Genomic DNA, 23,447 nt, shown 5'->3' with positions numbered 1-23,447 from the left:
TCGATTATCGAACCGATTGTTATCTTGCTAATTAAGTGTCAGCCATCGCGGGGCAAGCCCGCTCCTACAATCCTGTAGGAGCGGGCTTGCCCCGCGATGAGGCTACTCAGGTCGCATCCGCGTGGCTGACCATGCCCTTGATAATCACCGCCGTAGCGGCCAATGCCGCCGGGATCACCAACGCGGTCAGCACCTGCTCGAAATTCCAGCCCAGGCCAAGCAGGGTCGCGCCCATCCACGCCCCGAGAATCGCACCAAAGCGACCGATACCGAGCATCCACGACACCCCGGTGGCACGCCCCTGAGTCGGGTAGAAACGCGCCGCCAGCGAGGGCATCGCCGATTGCGCACCGTTAACGCACATGCCGGCAATCAGCACCAGGGTCGCCAGTATTGTGATGTTGCCCAGGCTCTGCCCTACCGCGTAAGCAAACACCCCGGCCAGCAGGTAAAAGACACCAATGACCTTGTGCGGGTTGTAGCGGTCCATGGCCCATCCCACTGCCACAGCACTAAGCACACCACCAAACTGGAACAGCGCACCGATGAAGGCGGCCTGCTCCATGCTCGCGCCACTGTCGCGCATCAGGGTGGGTAGCCAGCTGGTCAGCAGGTAGACGATCACCAGGCCCATGAAATAGGTCAGCCATAGCAACAGGGTGCCGACGCTGTAGCGACCGGAGAAGATCAGCGCAAAAACGTTGCGGGCCTTTACCGACTGTTGCTCCGGCACGCTGAAACTCGACGCCTGGCCGACCATGGCTGGCTCGATCGGCGCAAGGGTCTTACGCACCTTATCGGTACCACGGTTGCGCACCACCAAGTAGCGCGCCGACTCCGGCAACCAGAACACCAGCACCACCGCCAGCAGCAGCGGCAGCACGCCACCGATCAGCAACAGGCTGTGCCAACCAAACGCCGGGATCAGCTTGGCGGAAATGAAACCGCCACCGGCCATGCCGAGGTTGAAACCGCAAAACATGCTGGTGACCAGCAATGACTTGTGCCGCTCCGGGGTGTATTCGGACAGCAGCGTGGTGGCATTGGGCATGCCGGCGCCCAGGCCCAACCCGGTGAGAAAGCGAAGTACCAGCAACTGGTCGACATTGGTGCTGTACGCCGAAGCCAGGCTGAAGGCGCCGAACAGCACCACTGCCCCGACCAGTACCACCTTGCGCCCGAAACGGTCGGCCAGCGGCCCGGACCCCAGCGCACCAAAGACCATACCGATCAACGCGGCGCTCATCACCGGCCCCAGGCTGGCCCGGTCAATGCCCCAGTCCTGGGACAGGGCCGGGGCGATAAAGCCCATGGCCGCCGTATCCAGGCCGTCGAGAAAGACAATCAAAAAACACAGAATTACCACTCGCCATTGATAGCGCGACAGCGGTTGACTATTGATAAAGGACTGCACATCCAGGCAGTTTCCGACAGCAGCTTGAGGACTATTCATTATTTTTATCCAGAAGTAGCGCGCGAGTGTGCGGGTGCGCGCATGAACGGCACAGGCGAACAGAAGCAGGTTCGGAAAACTGGATCAGCTGCCGCGCAGTCCAGCGTAGGACAGGTGCAAGCCGTGCGGTGACAGGAAGTGGGTCATGGGGCGTTTGCCTCTCGCTCATTATTATGGGCGGTCAGAGCAGGCTGACCGCTGCGAGGGACATTAATAAGCAGGCGGGTTCGGCGCAATTCGATAAACGCATCTCTGTGCGTTTATCGAACAGGAACGTTCAGGCGAACAGTTGCGTGCTGAGGTCGCGGCTGGCGGCGAGCATGATCGGCAGGAAGCGCTGCTCAAGTTCGGTGCGGCTGACCCGGCCGGCATGGGTGCTGACATTGAGCGCGGCCAGCACCTGGCCAGAGGCGTCATAGACCGGCACCGCAATCGAGCGCAGGCCCTGCTCGAGCTCCTGATCGACAACACACCAGCCCTGCTGGCGAACCAGTTGCAGGCATTCGAGCAACGCCACCGGGTCGTGGAGGGTTCGGCTGGTCTTAGCCTGCAGATCGGCATGATCCAGGTACTCGTGCAAGGTGGCATCGTCCAGCGCCGCCAGCAGGATGCGGCCCATGGAAGTGCAATAGGCCGGCAAGCGCCCGCCAACCGACAAGTCCACCGAGATCAGGCGCTGCACGGTGGCTGAACGGGCGATGTAAAGAATGTCATCGCCTTCCAGCGTGGCCATGTTGCAGGCCTCATGCAACTGATCGCTCATCCGGTCCAGGTACGGCTGGGCCGAGACCGCCAAGGGCGTCGACGACAGATAGGCATGGCCCAGGGTCAGCACCTTGGGCAGCAGTGAATAGGTGCGCCCGTCGGAGGTGGCGTAACCCAGCTTGATCAGGGTGTGCAGGCAACGGCGAACCGCCGCCCGGGGGATTTCCGTGCGGTGGCTGATCTGGGCGATGGTCAGGTGGCGCTTGCGCTCCTGGAAGGCCTGCACCACTGCCAGCCCCCGGGCGAGCGAGGTCATGAAGTCGGGGTCACCGGTAAAAGCCTGAATGCGCTTGGCCGGCGAGGCGACGATGGGCGGTGCCAGGGATGCAAACGAGCTACGCACGTCGTCATTGAGTCCTGGCCCTTTGGGCGTTGTTTCTTCTGTCATGGCTAGCCTCGGCAACAGGGTCACTTGGGCGATTATCGAACCATCGACCGATAATCGCAATTGACCGCTACCCTCAATTGCTTATACCTTTCCACCGCCACCATGTGGCTTCTTGGAGAGACTGGTCAGGTACCCACCGTAGAAGTCCCAGGCACGGCCTTGCCCACGAAGCGAGGCCGTTTTTCTTCCTTTGGTGCAATGCAGGTGCGTTTACCTGGAGAACTTGCTCAATTGCACAGGTTCGACATTTCAAACTCCGCTGCTGGTCAGCATTCACAACTTGGTAACACAACTGGCGCTGTGCATGTCTTGGCAACAATAAGACAATGCTACTCTCAGCCAATCAGCTTGCTATAATCAAAGTTCGTTCCCCTGCCCCGGGCAAGGTTATTGCGGATCCAATTCGCAGCAGCCCCCGGCCGAGTACAGCGGATCGCTGCAAGTGCCATTCAGCTGAACACTTCGTTGTTCATGTTCGCTTGCACAACCGAACCTACTGTTGCTGCGACAGTTATGCCGCTCTGGCAGCGTAGCCGCGTGCTTGATGTGCTTCGCGCACTACTTGCCTGCGTTAACGCCAGGGTTATTTCCACACTACAGGTAATACTGTGACCAAAGATGAACTGCGCGCAGAACTGGAGCGCCAGGAACAACGCTACAAGGACGTTTACGGCGGTGAAGTGACCACTTACGCCGCACAACCTGACCCTGAACGCAAACCGTGGCGCAAGCGCGCCAGCCTGCGGGACCAGGCCTTCGCCCAGGAACTGGAAAAAATCGAGAAAGAACTCAAGGACCAGGCGCCTTAGGTGCTCTGGGGGGCTTTTCCCTCGACCCAATACAATGGATTTTTGCGCGCTTCCAGGCAGCCCGTAACGGAATTTCACAAATTTCATACGCCCGTTTGACTTTTTTCTGAAAGACAAAAACTTGCGCAAATATTTAATTTTTCTCGATTTTTTCGCATTTTAGGCGACGTTCAGCCACGCTTCGTCAACTCAATGGGTTGCAACGCAGGGTAGAAAAGTCGTCGAGCGGTCGGCAGCGGGGGGATCGATTACCGGGGATTTCTGGCATAATCGCGCCCCCTTATGACCGGGTCAGAATTCCTTCATGATCGATTTATTCAGCGGACTTGATGCCTGGGTACTGGTGAGCTTGCTGCTCGCTTTGACCTTCGTACTCGCCTTCGAGTTCATCAATGGCTTTCATGACACCGCTAACGCGGTAGCTACAGTCATCTATACCAAAGCCATGCCGCCGCACCTGGCCGTATTCTTCTCCGGCGTGTTCAATTTCCTCGGCGTTCTGCTCGGCGGTGTGGGTGTGGCTTATGCCATCGTGCACCTGCTGCCGGTTGAACTGCTGATCAATGTGAACACCGGCCACGGCCTGGCGATGGTCTTCTCGCTATTGGCAGCCGCCATCGCCTGGAACCTGGGTACCTGGTACTTCGGCATTCCGGCGTCCAGTTCCCACACCCTGATCGGCTCGATCCTCGGCGTCGGCCTGGCCAACGCCCTGATCAACGACATCCCCCTGGGTGACGGCGTCAACTGGCAGAAAGCAATCGACATCGGCATGTCGCTGGTACTGTCGCCCATGGCCGGCTTTGCCGTAGCGGCCCTGGTGTTGATCGGCCTCAAGTGGTGGCGCCCGCTGTCGAAGATGCACAAGACGCCAGAACAGCGTCGCAAGCTCGACGACAAGAAGCACCCGCCCTTCTGGAACCGCCTGGTCCTGGTGATTTCGGCCATGGCCGTAAGCTTCGTGCACGGCTCCAACGACGGTCAGAAAGGTATCGGCCTGATCATGTTGGTTCTGATCGGTATCGTCCCGGCCCAGTTCGTCCTCGACCTGAACAGCACCACCTACCAGATCGAACGCACGCGCGACGCCACCCTGCACCTGAGCCAGTTCTACCAGCGCAACCAAGCGACCCTGGGCGAGTTCCTGGCCCTGGGCAAAGCGCAAAATGGCGACCTGCCTGAGCAGTTCAGCTGCAACCCGCAGCAGACCGAACCGACCATAAACGCTTTGCTCGACTCGCTCAAAGGTGTAACCGAGTACCGCTCGCTGACGCCGGAGAAACGCGTTGAAGTACGTCGTTACCTGCTGTGCCTGGACGACACCGCGAAGAAGGTTGGCAAACTGCCAGGCCTGCAAGGCCGTGAAAAGGCTGATCTGGACAAACTGCGCAAAGACCTGACGGCCACCACCGAATATGCCCCGTTCTGGGTAATCCTGGCGGTCGCCCTGGCCCTGGGCCTGGGCACCATGGTCGGCTGGAAGCGTGTGGTACTGACCATCGGCGAGAAGATCGGCAAGCAGGGCATGACCTATGCCCAGGGCATGTCGGCGCAGATCACTGCAGCCTGTGCCATCGGCATGGCCAACATCTTCAGCCTGCCGGTCTCGACCACCCACGTGCTGTCTTCGGGGGTAGCCGGGACCATGGTGGCGAACAAGAGCGGCCTGCAAGGCGGCACCGTCAAGACCATCCTGCTGGCCTGGATCCTGACCCTGCCTGCAACCGTAGGCCTGTCGGCAGCCTTGTTCTGGTTGGCGACCAAGTTCATCGTCTGAACTGTTCCGCATTGAAAAAGGCGCCTTCGGGCGCCTTTTTCATGTCTACGAACTAACGCCGCTTGTTGCCTCCGAGCAACGACCCCATCAAACCGCGCACCAACTGACGACCGAACTGGTTGGCCGCCTGGCGTACCGCCGACTTGATCGCCTGCCCCGCCGCGCTTTGCAGGAACTCGCCGGCCTTGTCGGCAAAACTTTCTTCCGTCGCCGCTGGCGCTTGTTCCGCTTGCCCCGCATCGCCCTTGCGGGCGCTGAGCATTTCATAGGCCGATTCACGATCTACCGGCTTGTCATAACGCCCGACCAAAGGTGATGCGGCAATCAACGCTGCCCGTTCAGCGGCGCTCAGCGGCCCGATTCGCGACTGCGGTGGCGCGATCAACACACGCTGGACCATGCCCGGCGTACCTTTTTCCTGCAGAGTGCCGACCAGCGCCTCACCAATGCCCAACTCGGTCAGCACGCTAAGAGTGTCGAACTGCGGGTTGGGGCGGAAGCCATCGGCCACGGCCTTGAGTGATTTCTGCTCCTTGGCAGTAAAGGCCCGCAGGCCGTGCTGGACGCGCAAGCCCAGTTGCGCCAGGACATCGTCCGGCAGATCGCCCGGCGACTGGGTAACGAAGTACACCCCCACCCCTTTGGAGCGAATCAGCCGCACCACTTGCTCCAGGCGATCCTGCAGGGCCTTGGGCGTGCCATTGAACAGCAGGTGCGCCTCATCGAAGAACAGCGCCAGCAACGGTTTGTCGGCATCACCGCGCTCAGGCAGTTGCTCGAACAGCTCGGCCAGCAGCCACAACAGGAAAGTCGCGTAGACCTTCGGCGCCTCATGCACCAAGCGGCTGGCGTCGAGCAGGTGAATACGCCCGCGACCATCGGCGTCCGGTTGCAGGATGTCTTCCAGTTGCAAGGCTGGCTCGCCAAACAGGGCCTCAGCGCCCTGCTGCTCCAGGGTCGCCAGGCGCCGCAACAGCGCCTGGCTGGAACCTGTGGTCATCAACGCGCTGTCTTCACCGAGCAGCTGCGGGTTGTCCTTGAGGTGCGCCAGCAGCGCCTTGAGGTCTTTTATATCAAGCAACAACAAGCCTTCGCGGTCGGCAACCTTGAACGCCGCGTAGAGCGCCGCCTGCTGGCTGTCGGTCAGCTCCAACAGGTTACCCAGCAGCAGCGGGCCCATTTCACTGAGGGTCGTGCGCAAAGGATGACCGGACTGACCGTGAATATCCCACAGGCTGACCGGATAAGCCTGTGGTCGGTGGTTAAGCCAAGGCATCCCGGCAATACGCTCGGCCACCTTGCCCTGGGGATTGCCCACTGCGCCCAAGCCACACAGGTCACCTTTGACGTCGGCGGCAAACACCGCAACCCCAGCATCGCTGAAGGCTTCAGCCATGTGCTGCAGGGTCACGGTCTTGCCGGTACCTGTCGCCCCGGCCACCAGCCCGTGACGGTTAGCCAAGCGCATGGCCTGGGCCACCGGCTGACCGGCGAGGTCGGCACCGAGAACGAATTGCGAAGAGTCAGGCATGTTTTTTCACCCTCTGTTTAAAGCTTTGGCTTGAAACGGCCGATATTAAATAGTGATAGACCACCAGAAAGACAGGAATTGCCCGACAAGGACTTGGGACCTGCACTGCTTTCACGCTGTTCTTTGTGCGAACGACCCGGACAACAAGACCTTAGCGGATAGACACGTTATGAACAAAAGCCTCCGATTCAGCCACAAGATTCTATTGGCCGCCTCGCTGATCGTCATGATCGCCTTCACCCTGTTTACCTTGTACAACGATTTCTTGCAGCGTAATGCCATTCGCGAGGATCTGGAAAACTATCTTGAAGAAATGGGCGAGACCACTTCGACCAATATCAAGAACCTGTTTGACGGTCGTATTCTGCTGGTGCAAAACGTTGCACAAAACATTGCCGCGTTTCCCGAAGCCGACAAAGTTGGCACGCTGCTTGGCCAACAAGCCTTGGTCTCAAGTTTTCTGACGATTTACCTGGGTGACGTCAACGGCGGTTTCACCATTCGTCCGCAGACCAAGATGCCGGACGGTTATGACCCGCGTGCACGCCCCTGGTACAAGGATGGTCTGGCCGCCAACGGGCCGATCCTCACCGAACCCTATATCGATGTCAGCACTGGCAAGATGGTCATCTCAGTGGTGGCGACTGCTGCGCGCAACGTCGGCGTGGTAGGCGGCGACCTGGCGCTGGACGGCCTCACCGAGATCATCAACTCACTGAATTTCGGCGGCATGGGTTATGCCTTCCTGGTCAACGATCAAGGCAAGATTCTCGTGCACCCGGACAAGAACCTGGTGATGAAATCGCTGTCGGACCTGTTCCCGCAAAACACTCCGCGCATCAGCAAGGAACCGAGCGAAGTCGAGCTTGATGGCAAGACCCGCATCCTCAGCTTCGCCCCGGTCAAAGGCCTGCCCTCGGCCAACTGGTACATCGGCCTGTCGGTAGACAAGGACGAGGCCTACTCGATGCTGAGCAAGTTCCGTACGTCCGCAGTGATTGCCACCCTGGTAGCCGTGGTCATCATCATTGCCCTGCTCGGCTTGTTGATCCGCGTGCTGATGCAACCCCTGCACACCATGAGCCGGGCCATGGCCGACATCGCTGAAGGTGAAGGCGACCTGACCAAGCGCCTGGCCATTCACAATCATGACGAATTTGGCATCCTCGGCACTGCCTTCAACCGTTTCGTCGAGCGTATTCATGGCTCGATCCGCGAAGTGTCTTCAGCCACCGAGCAAGTCAATGAAGTCGCCCTGCGGGTGGTCAGCGCCTCCAACTCGTCGATGGTCAACTCCGACGAGCAGTCCAACCGCACCAACAGCGTTGCCGCGGCGATCAACCAGTTGGGAGCTGCGGCCCAGGAAATCGCTCACAACGCCGCCCAAGCCTCGCAACAGGCAAGCTCGGCCCGGCACCTGGCCGAAGAAGGCCAGCAGGTGGTTGACCGCAGCATCCAAGCGATGAACCGTCTGTCGGACCTGATCTGCACCTCCAGTTCGCATATCGAAACCCTCAACAGCAAGACGGTGAACATCGGGCAGATCCTTGAGGTGATCACCAGTATCTCTCAGCAAACCAACCTGCTCGCCCTCAACGCCGCCATCGAGGCAGCACGGGCCGGTGAAGCGGGTCGTGGGTTTGCCGTGGTGGCCGACGAGGTGCGCAACCTTGCACATCGCACCCAGGAGTCGGCGCAGCAGGTGCAGAAAATGATCGAAGAGCTGCAGGTCGGCGCCCGTGAGTCGGTCGACACCATGGGCCAGAGCCAGCGCCATAGCCAGGACAGCGTCGAGATCGCCAACCAGGCGGGTGAGCGCCTGGGCAGCGTGACCCTGCGTATTGGCGAGATCGACGGCATGAACCAGTCGGTGGCCACTGCTACCGAGGAACAGACTGCCGTGGTCGATTCGATCAACATGGACATCAACGAAATCAACATGCTCAATCAGGAAGGCGTGGAGAACCTGCAGTCGACCCTGCGCGCCTGCGCGGACCTGGAGCAACAGGCCAGCCGCCTGAAACAACTGGTGGGCAGCTTCCGCATCTAAAAAGCAGCTGCAAGCCTCAAGCTGCAAGAAAAAGCAGGCCGCGTACGGATCCGCTCTTTCTTGCAGCTTGAAACTCCCGCCTCCCAAGCGCACAAACTATCCTTCATAGAGAGCGCTGCGCCTCAGTCAGGCGTGGGCTCGCCGCTAGTCGACCTGAGCAGCGCCCAGAGCTCGGCGGCACCAGGGAAGTCGGTGCCGTCGTCGCCACCCAAGGCATCCGGGTCGTAACGGCTCAAGCAACCCTCGCCGAGGGTCGGTGGAGCCTTGGAGGTTGCCTTGTCGAGGGGATCGGCCATGCTGCAACCTCCTGCGCAACGCCTTAGTTGAACACCACGGTCTTGTTGCCATGCACCAGCACGCGGTCTTCCAGGTGGTAGCGCAAGCCGCGGGCCAACACCATCTTCTCGACATCACGACCGAAGCGCACCATGTCATCGATGCTGTCGCTATGGCTGACACGCACCACGTCCTGCTCGATGATCGGGCCCGCGTCGAGTTCTTCGGTAACGTAGTGGCAGGTAGCCCCAATCAGCTTGACCCCGCGCAGCGAGGCCTGGTGGTAAGGCTTGGCACCGACAAACGAGGGCAGGAAGCTGTGATGGATGTTGATCACCTGCTGGGCGTATTCCTGGCACAGCTGAGGCGGCAGGATTTGCATGTAGCGGGCCAGCACCACCACATCGGCACCGTGTTCCTTGACCAGGCGTGACACCTCGGCAAACGCCGGCTGCTTGTTCTGCGGGTCGACCGGCACGTGGAAGAACGGAATGCCATGCCACTCGACCATGCTGCGCAAGTCGTTGTGGTTGGAGATTACGCAAGGGATGTCGCAATCGAGCTCTTTGGCGTGCCAGCGGTGCAGCAGGTCAGCCAGGCAGTGGGATTCGCGGCTGGCCATCAGCACCACGCGCTTCTTCTGGTCGGTGTCGGTAATACGCCAGACCATCGAGAACTCTTCGGCGATTGGCGCAAACGCCTCACGGAACGCTTCAATACCAAACGGCAGCGTCTCGGCGCGGATTTCGTGGCGCATGAAGAACCAACCGCTCTGCTCATCGGAGTGATGGCTCGCTTCGTTGATCCAGCCATTATAGGACGCCAGGAAGTTACTGACTTTGGCGACGATGCCAACGCGGTCGGGGCAAGCGATCACCAGTCGGTAGGTGCGCATGAGGGGGTCTCCATAAACCTTTGCAAAGGGGCTCATTCTAGCGAGTGCCTGGCAAAACTGCAGTACTGATTGCTCGCGGCCTGTCACCTGCTGCGCCAGCGCAGACATGGGCCCGGCCGGAAGACCATGCTGGCACCAGGTTTAAGTTAATTATTGGCAACGGAGTTAGTTTGTAAAATTTTCTTAACCTGATCACACGGGGTGTTTAACAATTGATTTGGGCTAATTGCCCGCAATATTGTTTACTTGGCAGGAGCGTCTGATTACTATTGCCACACTGTCCCTGTAAACACCCTTCATTTCCAAGGAACGCCTCATGTCCCTGATCAACGAATATCGCGCTACCGAAGAAGCCATCAAAGAACTGCAGGCCCGTTTGCAGAACCTGTCGCAAGACGACAAGCTGAAAACCGAGCTCGAGTTCGAAGGCAAACTGCGTGCACTGATGGGCGAATATTCGAAGTCCCTGCGTGACATCATTGCGCTGCTGGATCCAGAAGCCAAACTGAGCAAAGCACCTCGCGGCGCGGTAAAAGCCACCGGCACCAAGCGTGCGCGCAAGGTCAAGCAATACAAAAACCCGCACAACGGTGAAGTGATCGAAACCAAGGGCGGCAACCACAAAACCCTGAAAGAATGGAAAGCCAAATGGGGTGGCGATGTGGTTGAAGGCTGGGCAACCCTGCTGGGTTAATAAGCCCGCTGGTAACCTTGTGTTACTCGCTAAAACAAACGCCAGCTTAGCTGGCGTTTTTTATTTTCAACGATTGCTTACATTGCCAATCGTAACTTCAAGCTCTGCACATGTTCCCGCCACTGGCCGAGCACCGCCTGTTGACCGGCATCTGCCTCTGCCCAGCAGCCCTCAAGGGCCCGCTCGAAGTCGCCGATGGTATTGGGCGCGCCCATCAACGGGTCGCTCAGGCGTTGCCGGCAGAAGCGTTGCCAGCGCTGGTGCTCCTCGACAGTCAAGGTCTCGGTAAAATTACGCGCACGGTAACGAAACAACAGTTCCGCCAGCCGTTCATCATCGAACATCCACTGGCCCTGGCCCAACTGCCGTGGATCGACAGTGCGCACTTGTTCGCACAAGCGACGATCACGATCGCCAAGAAAACCGTCATACAACTGCTGTTCCGGATCTTCGCAGGGGGCAAATTCCTCGGCACTATAAATGACCGGCAGTTTGTCTTGCCATTGCCCTGCCGCAGTAATCAGGCTGGCCGCTCGCTGTTGATAGACAGCCATATCCAGCTCCAACCGCTGTTGATCTTCGGGCCGCAATACTCCCAGCGGTGCGACCACCGGGCAGCGATTGATATGAATTAATTTCAGCGGCACCGGCAATTGTCCGTCAGGCATTTCCTCACGGCGGGTGTATAAACGCTGACGCAGTGAATCAGCATCCTCGTCGATCAACGGCCGAGTATCGAGATGCAAATCACAGACAATCAAGGCGTTGCGATTACGCGGGTGCCAGGCCAAAGGCAATACCACACCCAAGTAATTGCGCGCTGCTGAAAAACGCCCGGAAATATGCACCATCGGTTGTAATAATCGAATCTGGTCGAGGACTTTCTGCTTGCTGCGCAGTTGAAACAACCAGTCATAAAGCTTCGGCTGTTTCTGTCGGATCAATCGTGCAAGCGCAATAGTTGCCCGCACATCCGACAAGGCTTCGTGGGCCTGGCCATGGTCGATGCCATTTGCAGCGCTCAGCAACTCCAGGCGCAGGCTGGTCCTGCCCTCCTGTTGCGGCCAGACAATACCTTCAGGGCGCAGCGCATAAGCGCTGCGAACGATATCGATCAAGTCCCATCGACTGTTGCCGCCCTGCCACTCGCGGGCATAGGGGTCGAAGAAGTTGCGATACAGACTGTAGCGGGTGACTTCATCGTCGAAACGCAAACTGTTATAGCCCGCGCCACACGTGCCCGGACGCGCCAGCTCAGCATGCACGCGGGTCATGAACTCGGCTTCGCTCAGCCCCCGGCTGGCCAACTGCGCCGGCGTGATGCCGGTGACCAGGCATGCCTTGGGGTGCGGCAGGATATCGTCGCTGGGCTGGCAATAGAAGTTGATCGGCGCCTCGATCTCGTTGAGATCCAGGTCAGTACGCACACCGGCGACCTGCAGGGGCCGATCGTTGCGCGGATTGATGCCGGTGGTTTCGTAGTCGTGCCAGAAAATGCTGAAGCTCACGGGGTCGTCCTGAACAAAAGATCGACCAGAGTCTAGGGCCCGCAGCCCACCACGGCCAGTGTCAGGCCGAGGCGTTCAACGGATGGAAGCTGAAATAGTTGCGCAAGGCACGCACCAACTGCTCGAATTCGCGCGGAGCTTGCAGCAGCATGAAGCCCGAATCGTAATGGCCGGGGGTCTGGTCTTCATGGCTCCAGAGGCAACTGGCGGTCAGGTTGATCAGGTGCAGCGCACCCTCCTGGCCCGGTACTTTGAGCTGCAACTCGAAATCCGGGCCGACCAGCATCGGTAGCTGGCTGATCAGCATCAGGCCATCTTCAGACACATTTCCCAGATAGCCAATGGGCTGGTCGGTGAAGCGGTTGAAGACTTTAAGGAAATAAGGGAGCTGGTGACGCTCGATGCGGCGCTCGTCAAACATGGTCGGGATCGCTGTCAAAGACCCTTTTAGCAGGGCCGCGCTAGGGCTGCTGTTTTCATTCATCTCAGCAACAAGATTAGCTCACCCTGCCCCCTGCGTCACAATCAGACTGGGCCACTTTAGTATTAACGCCAAGGCGTGGTCGTTGCTGGCCGGGCGATAGCCGTCTCGCCAGTGCGCAAGTGCCCCAGTTGCTCGAGCGTCTGCAGGCGCGCGCGGGCGCGGTAGGCGTATTCGCTCTGCGGGTAACGCTGGGAGATGAACTGGTAGGTCTGTGCTGCATCGACGAACAACTTCTGGCGTTCCAGGCACTGGCCACGCAGCAGCGACACTTCCGGCTGGATGAACGGCCGTGCACGGCTGGTACGGTCGACCTGGGACAGCTCGAGCATTACCCGTTCGCAATTGCCCCGGTCATAGGCGCGGTAGGCATTGTTCAGATGATGGTCCATCGACCAGCGGGTGCAGCCGACGACACTGGTCGCCAGGGCTAAAACGATCAAGGCTCGCATGGGGGTTCTCCTGTATTGAGCAGTGTATCGGCTTTGTTTGAGAAATCTGTAGAGCGTGCAGGTTGTAGAGGCCTCATCGCGGGGCAAGCCCGCTCCTGGACCCGAAGCAGCCGTTCAAACGCCACCCCCGCTCAGCGGCAGGTAGTGCAAAGGAACAATGACTACAGCGATTTTCCGGAGTAGCCTTTCGCTGCGCTTCACTATAGGAGTCTGTGCATGACCATCCGCCGTACCAAAATCGTCGCCACCCTTGGCCCCGCCAGCAACTCGCCGGAAGTGATCGAGCAACTGATCCTCGCAGGCCTGGATGTCGCTCGCCTGAACTTCTCCCACGGCACGCCTGACGAGCACAAGGCTCGCGCGCGCCTGATTCGCGACATCGCTGCCCGCCTCGGCCGCCACGTGGCGCTGCTCGGTGACCTGCAAGGGCCGAAGATCCGCATCGCCAAATTCAGCAACAAGCGTATCGAACTCAAGGTCGGTGACCGCTTCACCTTCTCCACCGCCCACCCGCTGACCGAAGGTTCCCAGGATATCGTCGGCATCGACTACCCGGACCTGGTCAAGGACTGCGGTGTCGGTGACGAACTGCTGCTCGACGACGGCCGCGTGGTCATGCGCGTAGAAAGCGCCACCGCCGACGCCCTGCACTGCGAAGTACTGATCGGCGGCCCGCTGTCCGATCACAAAGGCATCAACCGTCGCGGTGGCGGCCTGACCGCTCCGGCCCTGACTGAAAAAGACAAGGCTGACATCAAGCTGGCCGCCGAGATGGACCTGGACTACCTGGCCGTTTCCTTCCCACGCGATGCCTCCGACATGGAATACGCCCGTCGCCTGCGCGACGAAGCGGGCGGCAGCGCCTGGCTGGTGGCCAAGATCGAACGCGCCGAAGCGGTCGCCGACGACGAGACCCTCGACGGTCTGATCGCCGCCAGTGACGCAGTCATGGTTGCCCGTGGCGACCTGGGCGTGGAAATCGGCGATGCCGAACTGATCGCGATCCAGAAGAAGATCATCCAGCACGCCCGTCGCAACAACAAAGCAGTGATCGTGGCGACCCAGATGATGGAGTCGATGATCCAGAATCCGATGCCAACCCGTGCCGAAGTGTCCGATGTGGCCAACGCCGTATTGGATAACACCGATGCGGTGATGCTCTCGGCTGAAAGCGCCGCCGGTGCTTACCCGATCGAAGCAGTACAGGCCATGGCGCGTATCTGCCTGGGCGCGGAAAAACACCCGACCAGCCAGAAGTCCAGCCACCGCCTGCACACCCGCTTCGAGCGCTGCGACGAAAGCATCGCCCTGGCGGCGATGTACACCGCCAACCACTTCCCTGGCGTCAAGGCGATCATTGCCCTCACCGAAAGTGGTTACACCCCGCTGATCATGTCGCGCCTGCGTTCGTCGGTACCGATCTACGCCTTCTCGCCGCACCGCGCCACCCTGGCCCGCGCCGCGATGTTCCGTGGTGTCTACCCGGTAGCGTTCGACCCGGCAGCCCTGCCAGCCGACAAAGTCAGCCAGGCGGCGGTCGATGAGCTGCTGCAGCGCGGCGCGGTCGAGCCAGGTGACTGGGCGATCCTGACCAAAGGCGACAGCTACCACACCATCGGTGGCACCAATGGCATGAAGATCCTGCACGTTGGTGATTCGCTGGTCTGATCCGCAGACCCTGCTGAGCAAAGCCCCGCAGCCTGTGTTGCGGGGCTTTTTTGTGCCCGCCCGCAATCAAGCGTGAGCAACAAAAGTATCGGCAAACAACTGATTGCGCGGCAGGCCGGCGAGGAACATGCGCCGGGAAAACTGCTCGACACTGGCCGCCGAGCCGCAGGCCAGGGCCACGGTCTGGCGTGACGGCAAGTGCAACGCTGCCAATGCCTGGGGCAACTCAGCCGGGGTCAGCAGCTCGACCTGCAATTGCCGGTGACGGCTGGCCAGTTCGGTCAATGCCTGCGCCAGGTAATGCTCCTGAATGTCATGGGCCAGGTGCAGCAGGCGAATTGGGCCGTGATGCTCCTGGCGCAGCGCCTCGCGCAGAATCCCCCACAATGGTGCAAGGCCGGTACCCGCAGCCAGCAGCAACAGCGGCCGCTGTTGCCAGTCCGGGTCGTAGTGCAAAGCACCACCACGTAGCTCACCCAGGCGCAGGGTCGAAGCATTGGACAATTGCCGCGCGAAGTCGCAGAAGGCCCCGGGTAGCCGGCAATCGAGATGAAACTCGAGAAAGTCCTCCTCCCCCGGCAGACTGGCCAGTGAATATGGCCGGGCAACACCATTCGAGCTCCACAGCACCAGGTGTTGGCCAGCCTGGTAACGCAGCGGCTTTTGTGGCGCAAGGCGCAAGCGCAATACCATGGGGCTCAGCCAGTCCAGGCCGGCAACCTGCGCCGGCAAGCCGTCCTCAAGCGGGTCGAACAACGCCACCTGCAAGTCTTCATCGACACTGCACTGGCACGCCAGGCGCCAGCCTTGCTGACGCTTGTCTGCTGCCAGCGCATCGGGCCTGGCATCCCCCGGCCGGCCTTGCAGGCAACGCACCAGGCAGGCATGGCAACTGCCGGCGCGGCAACTGTACGGGACTGCCAGGCCAGCATCATTCAAGGCGTCGAGCAGGTTACTGCCTGGCGCCACCGGCCATTGCCGCTGCCCCACTCGCAATTCAGGCATCGACAGCCTCCCATGCGGCCAGGCAGCGATTGCGCCCGCAGCGCTTGGCCCGGTACAACGCCTGATCCGCGCGTTGCAGGGCCTCGTCGAGGTCATCGCCGGCGCCCAGCAAGGTCATTCCGGCCGACAGGCTCAACGGCTCGACACGCAAGCCGACCGCTGAAGGTTGGGCTAAAGCAAAGGCCTTGCGCAGCCGCTCGCAACAGTCGGCGAGTTGCGCCTCGGTGCAATTGGGCAGCAACAGCACAAACTCTTCACCACCGTAGCGGGCCAACACGGCCGGCTCCTCCAAGCATTCGCTGGCGATCGAGGCAAAGGCCTGCAACACCTGATCGCCAGCGGCATGGCCATACAGGTCATTGATACGTTTGAAATGATCAAGGTCGATCAGGGCCAGGCCATGGCAATGATCGGCGCGCATCCGCTCCAGCTCGCCAGTGGCTAGGCCCAGGAAATGCCGACGGTTGAACAGGCCGGTCAGCTCGTCCGTGGCCACCAGGCCTTCGAGCTGGCGCATCATGCCGCGCAGGGTGTCCTGATGGGCCTGCAAGGCATGGCGCCGCTGACGCATACGCTGCCGGGCGGCCTGCACATAGCGGGCATACAGGCACAGCCAGCACAGCACCACCAGCAACGCGCCGCTCTGCAGCAGCCACAGCGATGGATCGAGCTGCGGGACCTGCCAGGCGTCCCAGGCCATCAGGCCGACAAAGCTCAACAGCACCAGCAACGCACAACGCACGAACACCCGGCTACTCAGGTGAAACAGGCCGAACAGCAGAATCAAGGGGTAGAACATCAAGAAGGTGCCACGACTCTGGTCAAGCTGGGCCAACAGCCAGGTGTGCCAGGCGATCGCCAGCAGAATCTGCAATTGGGTCAGGCTCGGGTCATTGAAACGCAGGTTGCGCCCGCTGACAAACACCCAGCCGAGCACCACCTGGCACAACAGCAACAGGCCACCGCCAAGCAGCAAGACATCCAGGGAGGCTTGCAGGTGCCCGCTAAAGCGCGCGCCCCAGACCAGCGCCAACACCAGCACATAAGTGCCCGCAGCCAATAGAAAGCGTTTGAGTAGAAGTGTCTGCAGCGCTGTTTCGGTCACAGGTGACTCACCGTGCTCTGGCCAGGGCAGAGAAATGGGGCATGGCCAACCGCCACTTTAGGGTCTGTAGCGAATAATTGCCATTATTCGCCCGGATCGGTAAGAGGCTCAAGCAAGATCAGGCAAGAACAGTGCCCACGCCTTGCCGACCTTGGTGGGGACCTTTGGTACGTGTACCGGCGGCGGATGCGCGCTATACTGCCGCGCCTTTTTTGCGCCGACAGCCTTGCGTTGGCGCCTGTTGAAGGTCGTTTCGACACCTCGGCCAGTCCGCGTCGGAATACCTTAATGAATGTTCCCGTCTTTAAGAGGAGCGCGCTGCATGACCGTGATCAAGCAAGACGACCTGATTCAGAGCGTTGCCGACGCCCTGCAGTTCATTTCGTACTACCACCCCGTTGATTTCATCCAGGCCATGCATGAGGCCTATCTGCGTGAAGAGTCGCCGGCTGCACGCGATTCCATCGCCCAGATCCTGATCAACTCGCGCATGTGCGCCACCGGCCACCGGCCGATCTGCCAGGACACCGGTATCGTCACCGTGTTCGTGCGCGTCGGCATGGATGTGCGCTGGGATGGCGCAACCATGAGCCTGGACGACATGATCAACGAAGGCGTGCGCCGCGCCTACAACCTGCCGGAAAACGTCCTGCGTGCGTCCATCCTGGCCGACCCGGCAGGCGCGCGCAAGAACACCAAGGACAACACCCCAGCGGTCATCCACTACTCCATCGTCCCGGGTAACACCGTGGAAGTGGACGTGGCGGCCAAAGGCGGCGGCTCCGAGAACAAGTCGAAGATGGCCATGCTCAACCCGTCCGACTCGATCGTCGACTGGGTGCTCAAGACCGTTCCGACCATGGGCGCTGGCTGGTGCCCACCGGGCATGCTCGGCATCGGCATCGGCGGCACCGCCGAGAAAGCCGCGGTGATGGCAAAAGAAGTGTTGATGGAATCCATCGACATCCACGAGCTCAAGGCCCGTGGCCCGCAGAACCGCATCGAAGAGATCCGCCTGGAGCTGTTCGAGAAGGTCAACCAGTTGGGCATCGGCGCCCAGGGCCTGGGCGGCCTGACCACCGTGCTCGACGTCAAGATCATGGACTACCCGACCCACGCAGCCTCGTTGCCGGTGTGCATGATCCCCAACTGCGCCGCCACCCGTCACGCCCACTTCGTGCTCGACGGTTCGGGCCCGGCAGACCTTGAAGCGCCATCGCTGGACGCCTACCCGGAAATCGTCTGGGAAGCAGGCCCTTCGGCCCGCCGCGTCAACCTCGACACCCTGACCCCGGAAGACGTGCAAAGCTGGAAGCCGGGCGAGACCATCCTGCTCAACGGCAAGATGCTCACCGGTCGCGACGCTGCGCACAAGCGTATGGTCGAGATGCTCAACAAGGGCGAAGAACTGCCGGTCGACCTCAAGGGTCGCTTCATCTATTACGTAGGCCCGGTTGATCCGGTCGGTGACGAAGTGGTTGGCCCAGCCGGCCCAACCACCGCGACGCGGATGGACAAGTTCACCCGGCAGATCCTTGAGCAAACCGGTTTGCTGGGCATGATCGGCAAATCCGAGCGCGGCCCTACCGCTATCGAAGCGATCAAGGACAACAAGGCCGTGTACCTGATGGCCGTCGGCGGCGCTGCCTACCTGGTGGCCCAGGCGATCAAGAAGTCCAAGGTCCTGGCCTTCGCCGAACTTGGCATGGAAGCGATTTACGAGTTCGACGTCAAGGACATGCCGGTAACTGTCGCCGTCGACAGCAACGGCGAGTCGGTGCACATCACAGGTCCCGCGATCTGGCAAAGCAAGATTGCCGAGAGCTTGGCGGTGGAAGTGAAGTAAGTTACTGCGATTGCGCTTGAAGAAAAGCGGCAGCGGGCTGAACCCTCTGCCGCTTTTTCGTTATCGCGAATACAAGGTCACCCGCGACGATGCTGCCCGAACGTGCCCGGGAGTGTCCGGCAATACACGACAGAATCGGGTGGAAAGCGGCTCCTCCGTGAAACCTCCATGGAACGCATACAGCAACACCTTGCCATCCGCTTGTGCATGGACTTCCTGGATGTGATTCAGTGCAGTTCGCTGACTGCCTGCGAACCCGTGGCTACTGCCATTGCCGAATGCCGGATCAATGTTCCCTTGCGCGGTGATACACCATAGTTCAGTCACATAGCCGATTGTTGTCCCATCCCAACCTAAATCCCTACACGTTGCCAAAACGCTTCCCTGAAGTCCTGAACAGAGAAAATAGAAGCCATCACCTCGACGTACCCCCAGCAGACCACCTTCGGCAAATCCCGGGTCAAGATGACCGTCCTCTTCAAGGCCGATCAGGAGGCTGCCAAAAAAAGCAGGATAGGTGTCCATGTGACCACCGACCAATAGCCTTCCAGTATTGCTGGAGAGTAAGCTATGGAGACGGATTCTGTGGTCCGGTTGTTCGCCCGCGAATATACAGAAGCCACTGCCTTGCGCACCAAAACTGGTGTCCGCAGCGCCTTGCGCGGTCAGCCTTACCACAAAGCTGTAGTTCGCAATCTCGCCACACGCGACAATCCGCTGCTGTTCATCGAAGATGACGCTCCCAATTCTTGCCAACCTGCCACTCTCGCCGACCTGCACATATCCCCCCTGAAACGTCTCCTCCAGTTCTCCTCGTGCATTGACCTTGACAATAAAATCACCGTAGGACGAAAAAAAGCCGTCCCTGATTGAAAAAACCAGACTGCCATCCTGCGCTACCTGGCCTGTTGCGACCTCCCGGAAATTGGAAACACTCCCGAGCCTGGGCCTTGTTCCTACCCTCTCGGTCGCTGCTGCGTACAATTTAGAAACAGCCTTTGATGTGTCCACCTGAAGTTTGCCGCTGCTCGCCTCCACCAGCGTGAACGTCGCCGTTCCAGCCTGGCCATAAGCGAGATCTGGCTCACCATTGGCGTGCACCTTGGAAACAAATGCTCGTGCAGTCATACCCGCGATGAGCACGCCAATGACCAGACAATCATCAGCAGCCGTGCGCATGGCATAAAGGGGTTTCACATAACGAACATTTTCTTCCACCGGCCTGACAATTTTCAGGAACCTGGTCCCTGCTTCACCAAACTGGGAATCAACCTGACCATTGGCCAACCGCCCTTGAATATAAAATCCACTGACGGTCAAGCGATGATCTAGATAGAAATTGCGAATAGCGCCTGTGGCGAGACTGCATACCGCACCGGCCGCCTTGTCGCTGTCCGTGATGACATACCCTTCATCACCAAATGAAAGATCGATGTTTCCGTGATTAACTTGCGTTTTCATTGCATGCACTCATAGGGTCATGGGAGCACTCATTCGAACGTAGTCATACGACACGCAACAACTGACAGAAATACTAGTTTCGACGATCGAGCAGGTTGACCACCAACCGGTCGAGCCAGCCCCACAAGCGTTGCTGCACCCGCTTCCACAATGGCCGCGCATGCCAGTGCGCCAGGTCAACGGCCAGGCTCTGGGCAAAGTCGCGCTCAAAACTGGCTGCCACGTCTGCGGTTAATGGCGGGTCGATGGCTTCGACGTTGGCTTCAAGGTTAAAGCGCAGGTTCCAGTGATCGAAATTGCACGAGCCGATGCTGACCCAGTCATCGACCAGCACCATCTTCAGGTGCAGAAAGCACGGCTGGTACTCGAAAATTTTCACCCCGGCACGCAACAGCCGTGGGTAATAGCGATGGCCGGCATAACGCACCGAAGGGTGATCGGTGCGCGGCCCGGTCAGCAGCAGCCGCACGTCGACACCCCGGGAAGCAGCGCGGCGCAGCGAGCGACGGACCTTCCAGGTCGGCAGAAAATACGGTGTCGCCAGCCAGATCCGCCGCTGGCCACTGTTCAGCGCGCGCACCAGCGATTGCAGGATGTCCCGGTGCTGGCGGGCGTCGGCATAAGCCACCCGGCCCATGCCGACGCCACTGTCAGGAACCCGTGGCAAGCGTGGCAGGCCGAAATGGGTAGGTGGCCGCCAGGCGGTACGGCGCAAGTTGGCGCGCCACTGGCGATCGAAGAGCATTTGCCAGTCGGCCACCAGCGGGCCTTGCATCTGCACCATCACTTCGTGCCATTCGCTGACGTCTTCACTCGGGGTCCAGAACTGGTCGGTGACGCCAGTGCCACCGACCACCGCCCAATGCTGATCGACCAGCAACAGCTTGCGATGATCGCGGTACAGGTTGCGCAAGCCCCGACGCCAACGCAGGCGGTTGTACCAGCGCAGCTCGACGCCAGCAGCCAGCAAACGCTGGCGCAGACTGAGGGTGAAGGCCAGCGAGCCGTAGTCATCGAATAGGCAACGTACCTGTACACCGCGCTCGGCGGCCTGCACCAGGGCCTGGACCATGGCTTCGGCGCAGGCCCCCGCCTCTACCAGGTACAGCTCCAGGTCAACCTGGTGTTCGGCACGCACGATGGCGGTGAGCATGCGCGGAAAGAATTGCGGACCGTCGATCAATAGCTCGAACTGATTGCCATCGCGCCAGGGAAAGACCGGCCCGGCCATATCAACGCGCCGTGAAAATCAGCACCGCAGCCACCGGCACCGACGGGCTGATGGACTTGAGCCCGGCCAGCTTGCGCAGGGTGGCAAGGCCAGGGAGCAAGTCGAAATCATCGGCGCGCAGCATCAACGGCTCCAGGGTCACGACCTGAAAACGCCGCTCGTCCAGGCGGGTCGCCAGCAACAGAGCGCTGTAACTGTGCTGCTTGCCATGCAGACCGACGGTCAGCGGCAGGCGCAGTTCCACCTGGGCGCCGTTGGCCAGGTCGTTGATCGGGCGCAGGTCGATCTGCGCGCTGACGGTGGCCTCGGGAAACTTGGCGAACTCGAACAGCTCTTTGCGCATGCGCTCGTCACGCAGCGGTACGCCACTGCTGTTGGAGTCCATCTCGATCTGCAGTTCGGCGGCGCCCTTGCGATCGACCTTGCCATGCAAGACGAGGAAGCGATGCACCTCGGCCGTTTCGCCGTTCTTGCTGGAGATAAACGACAGGCGCGACGATTCGCCGTCCAGGTGCCAATTGGCCTGGGCAGGGAGGCTCAAGACGACCAGCAGGGTAAGCAGAAGACGCGGCAGACTGAACATGTGAAATCCTGTAACACAATGGTCGTCAACCTTACCCGGCTGCCTTCACGGCAGCAAGCGACAGCCCACGTGCGGCCCTTGCCATTGCGCTTGGCTGATTACTCCCAGCCCTTCAGCGCTGATCAGCCGCTGCTGGGCATCCTCGTCCAGGCGACTCAACGGCAGGTACTGCTGCACATAACCCCGGCAATAGCGGGGGTCGAAATTCATGACATAGCGGCACGAGCAATACTCCTTGGCCGAATAGGCGCTGAGAATACCGGGGAAATCCGCCAGCGCCTGACGTTCGTACCAACCCCAGGCGCCTGCCAGCAGGATCAGCACCAGCCCTACGCGCTTCATGGTCGTGCCTCGCTGGTCGCTGCCAGTACCCGCTTTAGTAGTTCGTTATGGGCGAAGCTATCGTCACGATCATCGGCAAAACGCACGATCACCAACTTACGCGCAGGCAGTACATACAGAGCCTGGCCCCAGTGCCCGAGGGCTGCGTAAGTGTCGGATGGCGCATCCGGCCAGGGTTGCGGGCTGCCGGGCAACGCCTGGTTGAGCCACCAGTGCCCACCCGGGTTTGCTTCGCCAGGTTGCGAAGTGGCCTGCACGAACGGCTGGCGATTGAACGCAACCCAATCACTGGCCAGCAATTGCCGTGATTGCCAACGGCCTTCACGCAGCATCAACAACCCGATGCGCGCCAGATCACGGGCACTCAGGTACAGGTAGGAAGACCCCACCAGGGTGCCAATGCCATCACGCTCCCACACGGCACTGCCAATGCCCAGGGGCTCGAACAAAGCATGCCAGGGGTAGTCCGCATACCCCGCTTCGCCGACCATACCGCGCAAGGCGGCCGCCAGCACATTGCTGTCCCCGCTGGAGTAGAGAAAGCGCTGCCCGGGACTGGCCGCCTCAGGCCTCGCCGCGGTGTAGCCAGCCATATCACCGCGGCCGCGGGTATAGAGCATTGCCACTACCGATGACTTGAGCGGCGCGTATTCGTAGTCTTCCTGCCAGTCGAGACCGCTGGCCCAGTGCAGCAGGTCTTCGATACGCATCTGGGGATGGGCGCGCATGGGCGGGTAGAAACGCGCCACCGGATCCTGCAGGTCAAAGCGGCCCTCGGCGTGGGCGACACCCAAAAGGGTCGCCAGGACGCTCTTGCTGATTGACCAGGTCAGGTGCGCGGTGTGCGCCGTGTTGGGCGCAGCATAGTGCTCATACACAATGCGCCCGTCGGCGATCACCAGCAGGGCGTCGGTACGCACGCCCTGGCGTTGTTGATCATCACGTGGCGCGAAGGCATAGCGTTCGACCGCCTGCCAGGCGCCTGGGTTGGCATTATCGGCAACCGGCCAGTCAGGTACAGGCCAGTACTCTGCGGCCGACACGGCCTTGCTGAAGGCAAGAACAGCCAGTATCCACCACGCCACTCTGCTCATGCCGCTCACTCAAGGCCAGGATTCGCCTAGCCT

General features: G+C 60.3%; 21 protein-coding genes and 1 pseudogene. 7 read left to right on the top strand and 15 right to left on the bottom strand.

Going from position 1 to position 23,447, the window contains the following annotated elements:
* Positions 1–106 precede the first annotated feature (106 nt).
* A complete protein-coding gene (gene pcaK, locus M5G17_RS16910; protein ID WP_273894060.1) occupies positions 107–1,453 on the bottom strand; it encodes a 4-hydroxybenzoate transporter PcaK in 1,347 nt (448 codons plus the stop codon).
* Between the two features lie 277 nt (positions 1,454–1,730).
* A complete protein-coding gene (pcaR, locus tag M5G17_RS16905) occupies positions 1,731–2,606 on the bottom strand; it encodes a pca regulon transcriptional regulator PcaR (protein WP_273894059.1) in 876 nt (291 codons plus the stop codon).
* A 608-nt stretch (positions 2,607–3,214) separates the two neighbouring features.
* Here pcaR and M5G17_RS16900 point away from each other — a divergent pair.
* Together M5G17_RS16900 and M5G17_RS16895 are read left to right on the top strand one after the other, a co-directional pair.
* Positions 3,215–3,415, top strand: a complete 201-nt coding sequence (locus M5G17_RS16900; RefSeq protein ID WP_273894058.1) for a hypothetical protein — start codon at positions 3,215–3,217, stop codon at positions 3,413–3,415.
* 304 nt (positions 3,416–3,719) lie between these two features.
* Complete coding sequence (locus M5G17_RS16895) at positions 3,720–5,192, top strand: inorganic phosphate transporter (protein WP_273894057.1); 1,473 nt, start codon at positions 3,720–3,722, stop codon at positions 5,190–5,192.
* A 52-nt stretch (positions 5,193–5,244) separates the two neighbouring features.
* On the opposite strand, the gene M5G17_RS16890 is transcribed toward M5G17_RS16895, so the two are convergent.
* Complete coding sequence (locus tag M5G17_RS16890) at positions 5,245–6,723, bottom strand: helicase HerA-like domain-containing protein (protein WP_273894056.1); 1,479 nt, start codon at positions 6,721–6,723, stop codon at positions 5,245–5,247.
* A 169-nt stretch (positions 6,724–6,892) separates the two neighbouring features.
* Between M5G17_RS16890 and M5G17_RS27680 the strand changes: the two are divergent.
* Together M5G17_RS27680 and M5G17_RS27675 are read left to right on the top strand one after the other, a co-directional pair.
* Positions 6,893–7,915, top strand: a pseudogene (locus M5G17_RS27680) (HAMP domain-containing protein); the annotation flags it as partial.
* Positions 7,916–8,008: 93 nt separating this feature from the next.
* The gene (locus M5G17_RS27675; RefSeq protein ID WP_420793382.1) at positions 8,009–8,773 is read left to right on the top strand and encodes a methyl-accepting chemotaxis protein; all 765 of its coding nucleotides are present in this window, start codon (positions 8,009–8,011) and stop codon (positions 8,771–8,773) included.
* Between the two features lie 122 nt (positions 8,774–8,895).
* Here the strand turns inward: M5G17_RS27675 and M5G17_RS16880 are convergent, their stop codons facing one another.
* Positions 8,896–9,069, bottom strand: a complete 174-nt coding sequence (locus tag M5G17_RS16880; protein WP_273894054.1) for a hypothetical protein — start codon at positions 9,067–9,069, stop codon at positions 8,896–8,898.
* 23 nt (positions 9,070–9,092) lie between these two features.
* A complete protein-coding gene (purU, locus tag M5G17_RS16875; RefSeq protein WP_130266103.1) occupies positions 9,093–9,944 on the bottom strand; it encodes a formyltetrahydrofolate deformylase in 852 nt (283 codons plus the stop codon).
* A gap of 316 nt (positions 9,945–10,260) precedes the next feature.
* On the opposite strand from purU, the gene mvaT reads away from it, so the two are divergent.
* On the top strand, positions 10,261–10,638 hold the full coding sequence (mvaT, locus tag M5G17_RS16870; RefSeq protein WP_273894053.1) for a histone-like nucleoid-structuring protein MvaT: 378 nt from the start codon (positions 10,261–10,263) through the stop codon (positions 10,636–10,638).
* 77 nt (positions 10,639–10,715) lie between these two features.
* Here mvaT and sbcB read toward each other — a convergent pair whose 3' ends face one another.
* The 3 genes from sbcB to M5G17_RS16855 form a co-directional block, all read right to left on the bottom strand.
* Positions 10,716–12,146: an exodeoxyribonuclease I gene (sbcB, locus tag M5G17_RS16865; RefSeq protein ID WP_273894052.1), complete on the bottom strand. Its 1,431-nt coding sequence runs from the start codon at positions 12,144–12,146 to the stop codon at positions 10,716–10,718.
* Between the two features lie 61 nt (positions 12,147–12,207).
* The gene (locus M5G17_RS16860) at positions 12,208–12,567 is read right to left on the bottom strand and encodes a PilZ domain-containing protein (RefSeq protein ID WP_273894051.1); all 360 of its coding nucleotides are present in this window, start codon (positions 12,565–12,567) and stop codon (positions 12,208–12,210) included.
* 125 nt (positions 12,568–12,692) lie between these two features.
* Positions 12,693–13,079, bottom strand: coding sequence for a tetratricopeptide repeat protein (locus tag M5G17_RS16855; protein WP_273894050.1), 387 nt, complete (start codon positions 13,077–13,079; stop codon positions 12,693–12,695).
* Between the two features lie 216 nt (positions 13,080–13,295).
* Here M5G17_RS16855 and pyk point away from each other — a divergent pair, with 216 nt between their 5' ends.
* Positions 13,296–14,747: a pyruvate kinase gene (pyk, locus tag M5G17_RS16850; RefSeq protein WP_273894049.1), complete on the top strand. Its 1,452-nt coding sequence runs from the start codon at positions 13,296–13,298 to the stop codon at positions 14,745–14,747.
* Between the two features lie 66 nt (positions 14,748–14,813).
* On the opposite strand, the gene M5G17_RS16845 is transcribed toward pyk, so the two are convergent.
* Positions 14,814–15,752, bottom strand: coding sequence for an iron-sulfur-binding ferredoxin reductase (locus tag M5G17_RS16845; protein WP_273894048.1), 939 nt, complete (start codon positions 15,750–15,752; stop codon positions 14,814–14,816).
* A complete protein-coding gene (locus tag M5G17_RS16840; RefSeq protein ID WP_273894047.1) occupies positions 15,745–16,857 on the bottom strand; it encodes a GGDEF domain-containing protein in 1,113 nt (370 codons plus the stop codon). Before M5G17_RS16840 ends, M5G17_RS16845 begins: the two co-directional genes overlap by 8 nt.
* 322 nt (positions 16,858–17,179) lie before the next feature.
* On the opposite strand from M5G17_RS16840, the gene M5G17_RS16835 reads away from it, so the two are divergent.
* The gene (locus tag M5G17_RS16835) at positions 17,180–18,703 is read left to right on the top strand and encodes a fumarate hydratase (protein ID WP_273894046.1); all 1,524 of its coding nucleotides are present in this window, start codon (positions 17,180–17,182) and stop codon (positions 18,701–18,703) included.
* 60 nt (positions 18,704–18,763) lie between these two features.
* On the opposite strand, the gene M5G17_RS16830 is transcribed toward M5G17_RS16835, so the two are convergent.
* From M5G17_RS16830 to M5G17_RS16810, 5 genes are all read right to left on the bottom strand, one after another.
* On the bottom strand, positions 18,764–20,164 hold the full coding sequence (locus M5G17_RS16830) for a hypothetical protein (RefSeq protein ID WP_273894045.1): 1,401 nt from the start codon (positions 20,162–20,164) through the stop codon (positions 18,764–18,766).
* Between the two features lie 73 nt (positions 20,165–20,237).
* Complete coding sequence (locus tag M5G17_RS16825) at positions 20,238–21,395, bottom strand: phospholipase D-like domain-containing protein (RefSeq protein ID WP_273894044.1); 1,158 nt, start codon at positions 21,393–21,395, stop codon at positions 20,238–20,240.
* Position 21,396: 1 nt separating this feature from the next.
* Entirely contained in the window at positions 21,397–21,978 is a 582-nt protein-coding gene (locus M5G17_RS16820) for a YceI family protein (protein ID WP_273894043.1), read from the bottom strand.
* A gap of 45 nt (positions 21,979–22,023) precedes the next feature.
* Positions 22,024–22,320, bottom strand: coding sequence for an amidase (locus M5G17_RS16815; RefSeq protein WP_273894042.1), 297 nt, complete (start codon positions 22,318–22,320; stop codon positions 22,024–22,026).
* Positions 22,317–23,414 carry a serine hydrolase domain-containing protein gene (locus tag M5G17_RS16810; protein WP_273894041.1) on the bottom strand — a complete coding sequence of 366 codons (1,098 nt, stop codon included), beginning with the start codon at positions 23,412–23,414 and terminating at the stop codon, positions 22,317–22,319. Before M5G17_RS16810 ends, M5G17_RS16815 begins: the two co-directional genes overlap by 4 nt.
* Between the last annotated feature and the right edge of the window lie 33 nt (positions 23,415–23,447).

The sequence above is a fragment of the Pseudomonas rubra genome (assembly GCF_028656935.1).
GTDB classification, from domain to species: Bacteria; Pseudomonadota; Gammaproteobacteria; order Pseudomonadales; family Pseudomonadaceae; genus Aquipseudomonas; species Aquipseudomonas rubra.
Note: the sequence above shows the minus strand (reverse complement) of the source record. Positions and strands in the feature narration are given on the sequence as shown.

Excerpts from the sequence above, each read along its gene's own strand:
- pcaK (WP_273894060.1), bottom strand. The coding sequence starts at position 1,453 with ATGAATAGTCCTCAAGCTGCTGTCGGAAACTGCCTGGATGTGCAGTCC.
- pcaR (WP_273894059.1), bottom strand. The coding sequence starts at position 2,606 with ATGACAGAAGAAACAACGCCCAAAGGGCCAGGACTCAATGACGACGTG.
- M5G17_RS16895 (WP_273894057.1), top strand. The coding sequence starts at position 3,720 with ATGATCGATTTATTCAGCGGACTTGATGCCTGGGTACTGGTGAGCTTG.
- M5G17_RS16890 (WP_273894056.1), bottom strand. The coding sequence starts at position 6,723 with ATGCCTGACTCTTCGCAATTCGTTCTCGGTGCCGACCTCGCCGGTCAG.
- M5G17_RS27675 (WP_420793382.1), top strand. The coding sequence starts at position 8,009 with ATGGTCAACTCCGACGAGCAGTCCAACCGCACCAACAGCGTTGCCGCG.
- M5G17_RS16880 (WP_273894054.1), bottom strand. The coding sequence starts at position 9,069 with ATGGCCGATCCCCTCGACAAGGCAACCTCCAAGGCTCCACCGACCCTC.
- purU (WP_130266103.1), bottom strand. The coding sequence starts at position 9,944 with ATGCGCACCTACCGACTGGTGATCGCTTGCCCCGACCGCGTTGGCATC.
- mvaT (WP_273894053.1), top strand. The coding sequence starts at position 10,261 with ATGTCCCTGATCAACGAATATCGCGCTACCGAAGAAGCCATCAAAGAA.
- M5G17_RS16860 (WP_273894051.1), bottom strand. The coding sequence starts at position 12,567 with ATGTTTGACGAGCGCCGCATCGAGCGTCACCAGCTCCCTTATTTCCTT.
- M5G17_RS16855 (WP_273894050.1), bottom strand. The coding sequence starts at position 13,079 with ATGCGAGCCTTGATCGTTTTAGCCCTGGCGACCAGTGTCGTCGGCTGC.
- pyk (WP_273894049.1), top strand. The coding sequence starts at position 13,296 with ATGACCATCCGCCGTACCAAAATCGTCGCCACCCTTGGCCCCGCCAGC.
- M5G17_RS16845 (WP_273894048.1), bottom strand. The coding sequence starts at position 15,752 with ATGCCTGAATTGCGAGTGGGGCAGCGGCAATGGCCGGTGGCGCCAGGC.
- M5G17_RS16835 (WP_273894046.1), top strand. The coding sequence starts at position 17,180 with ATGACCGTGATCAAGCAAGACGACCTGATTCAGAGCGTTGCCGACGCC.
- M5G17_RS16830 (WP_273894045.1), bottom strand. The coding sequence starts at position 20,164 with ATGAAAACGCAAGTTAATCACGGAAACATCGATCTTTCATTTGGTGAT.
- M5G17_RS16825 (WP_273894044.1), bottom strand. The coding sequence starts at position 21,395 with ATGGCCGGGCCGGTCTTTCCCTGGCGCGATGGCAATCAGTTCGAGCTA.
- M5G17_RS16820 (WP_273894043.1), bottom strand. The coding sequence starts at position 21,978 with ATGTTCAGTCTGCCGCGTCTTCTGCTTACCCTGCTGGTCGTCTTGAGC.
- M5G17_RS16815 (WP_273894042.1), bottom strand. The coding sequence starts at position 22,320 with ATGAAGCGCGTAGGGCTGGTGCTGATCCTGCTGGCAGGCGCCTGGGGT.
- M5G17_RS16810 (WP_273894041.1), bottom strand. The coding sequence starts at position 23,414 with ATGAGCAGAGTGGCGTGGTGGATACTGGCTGTTCTTGCCTTCAGCAAG.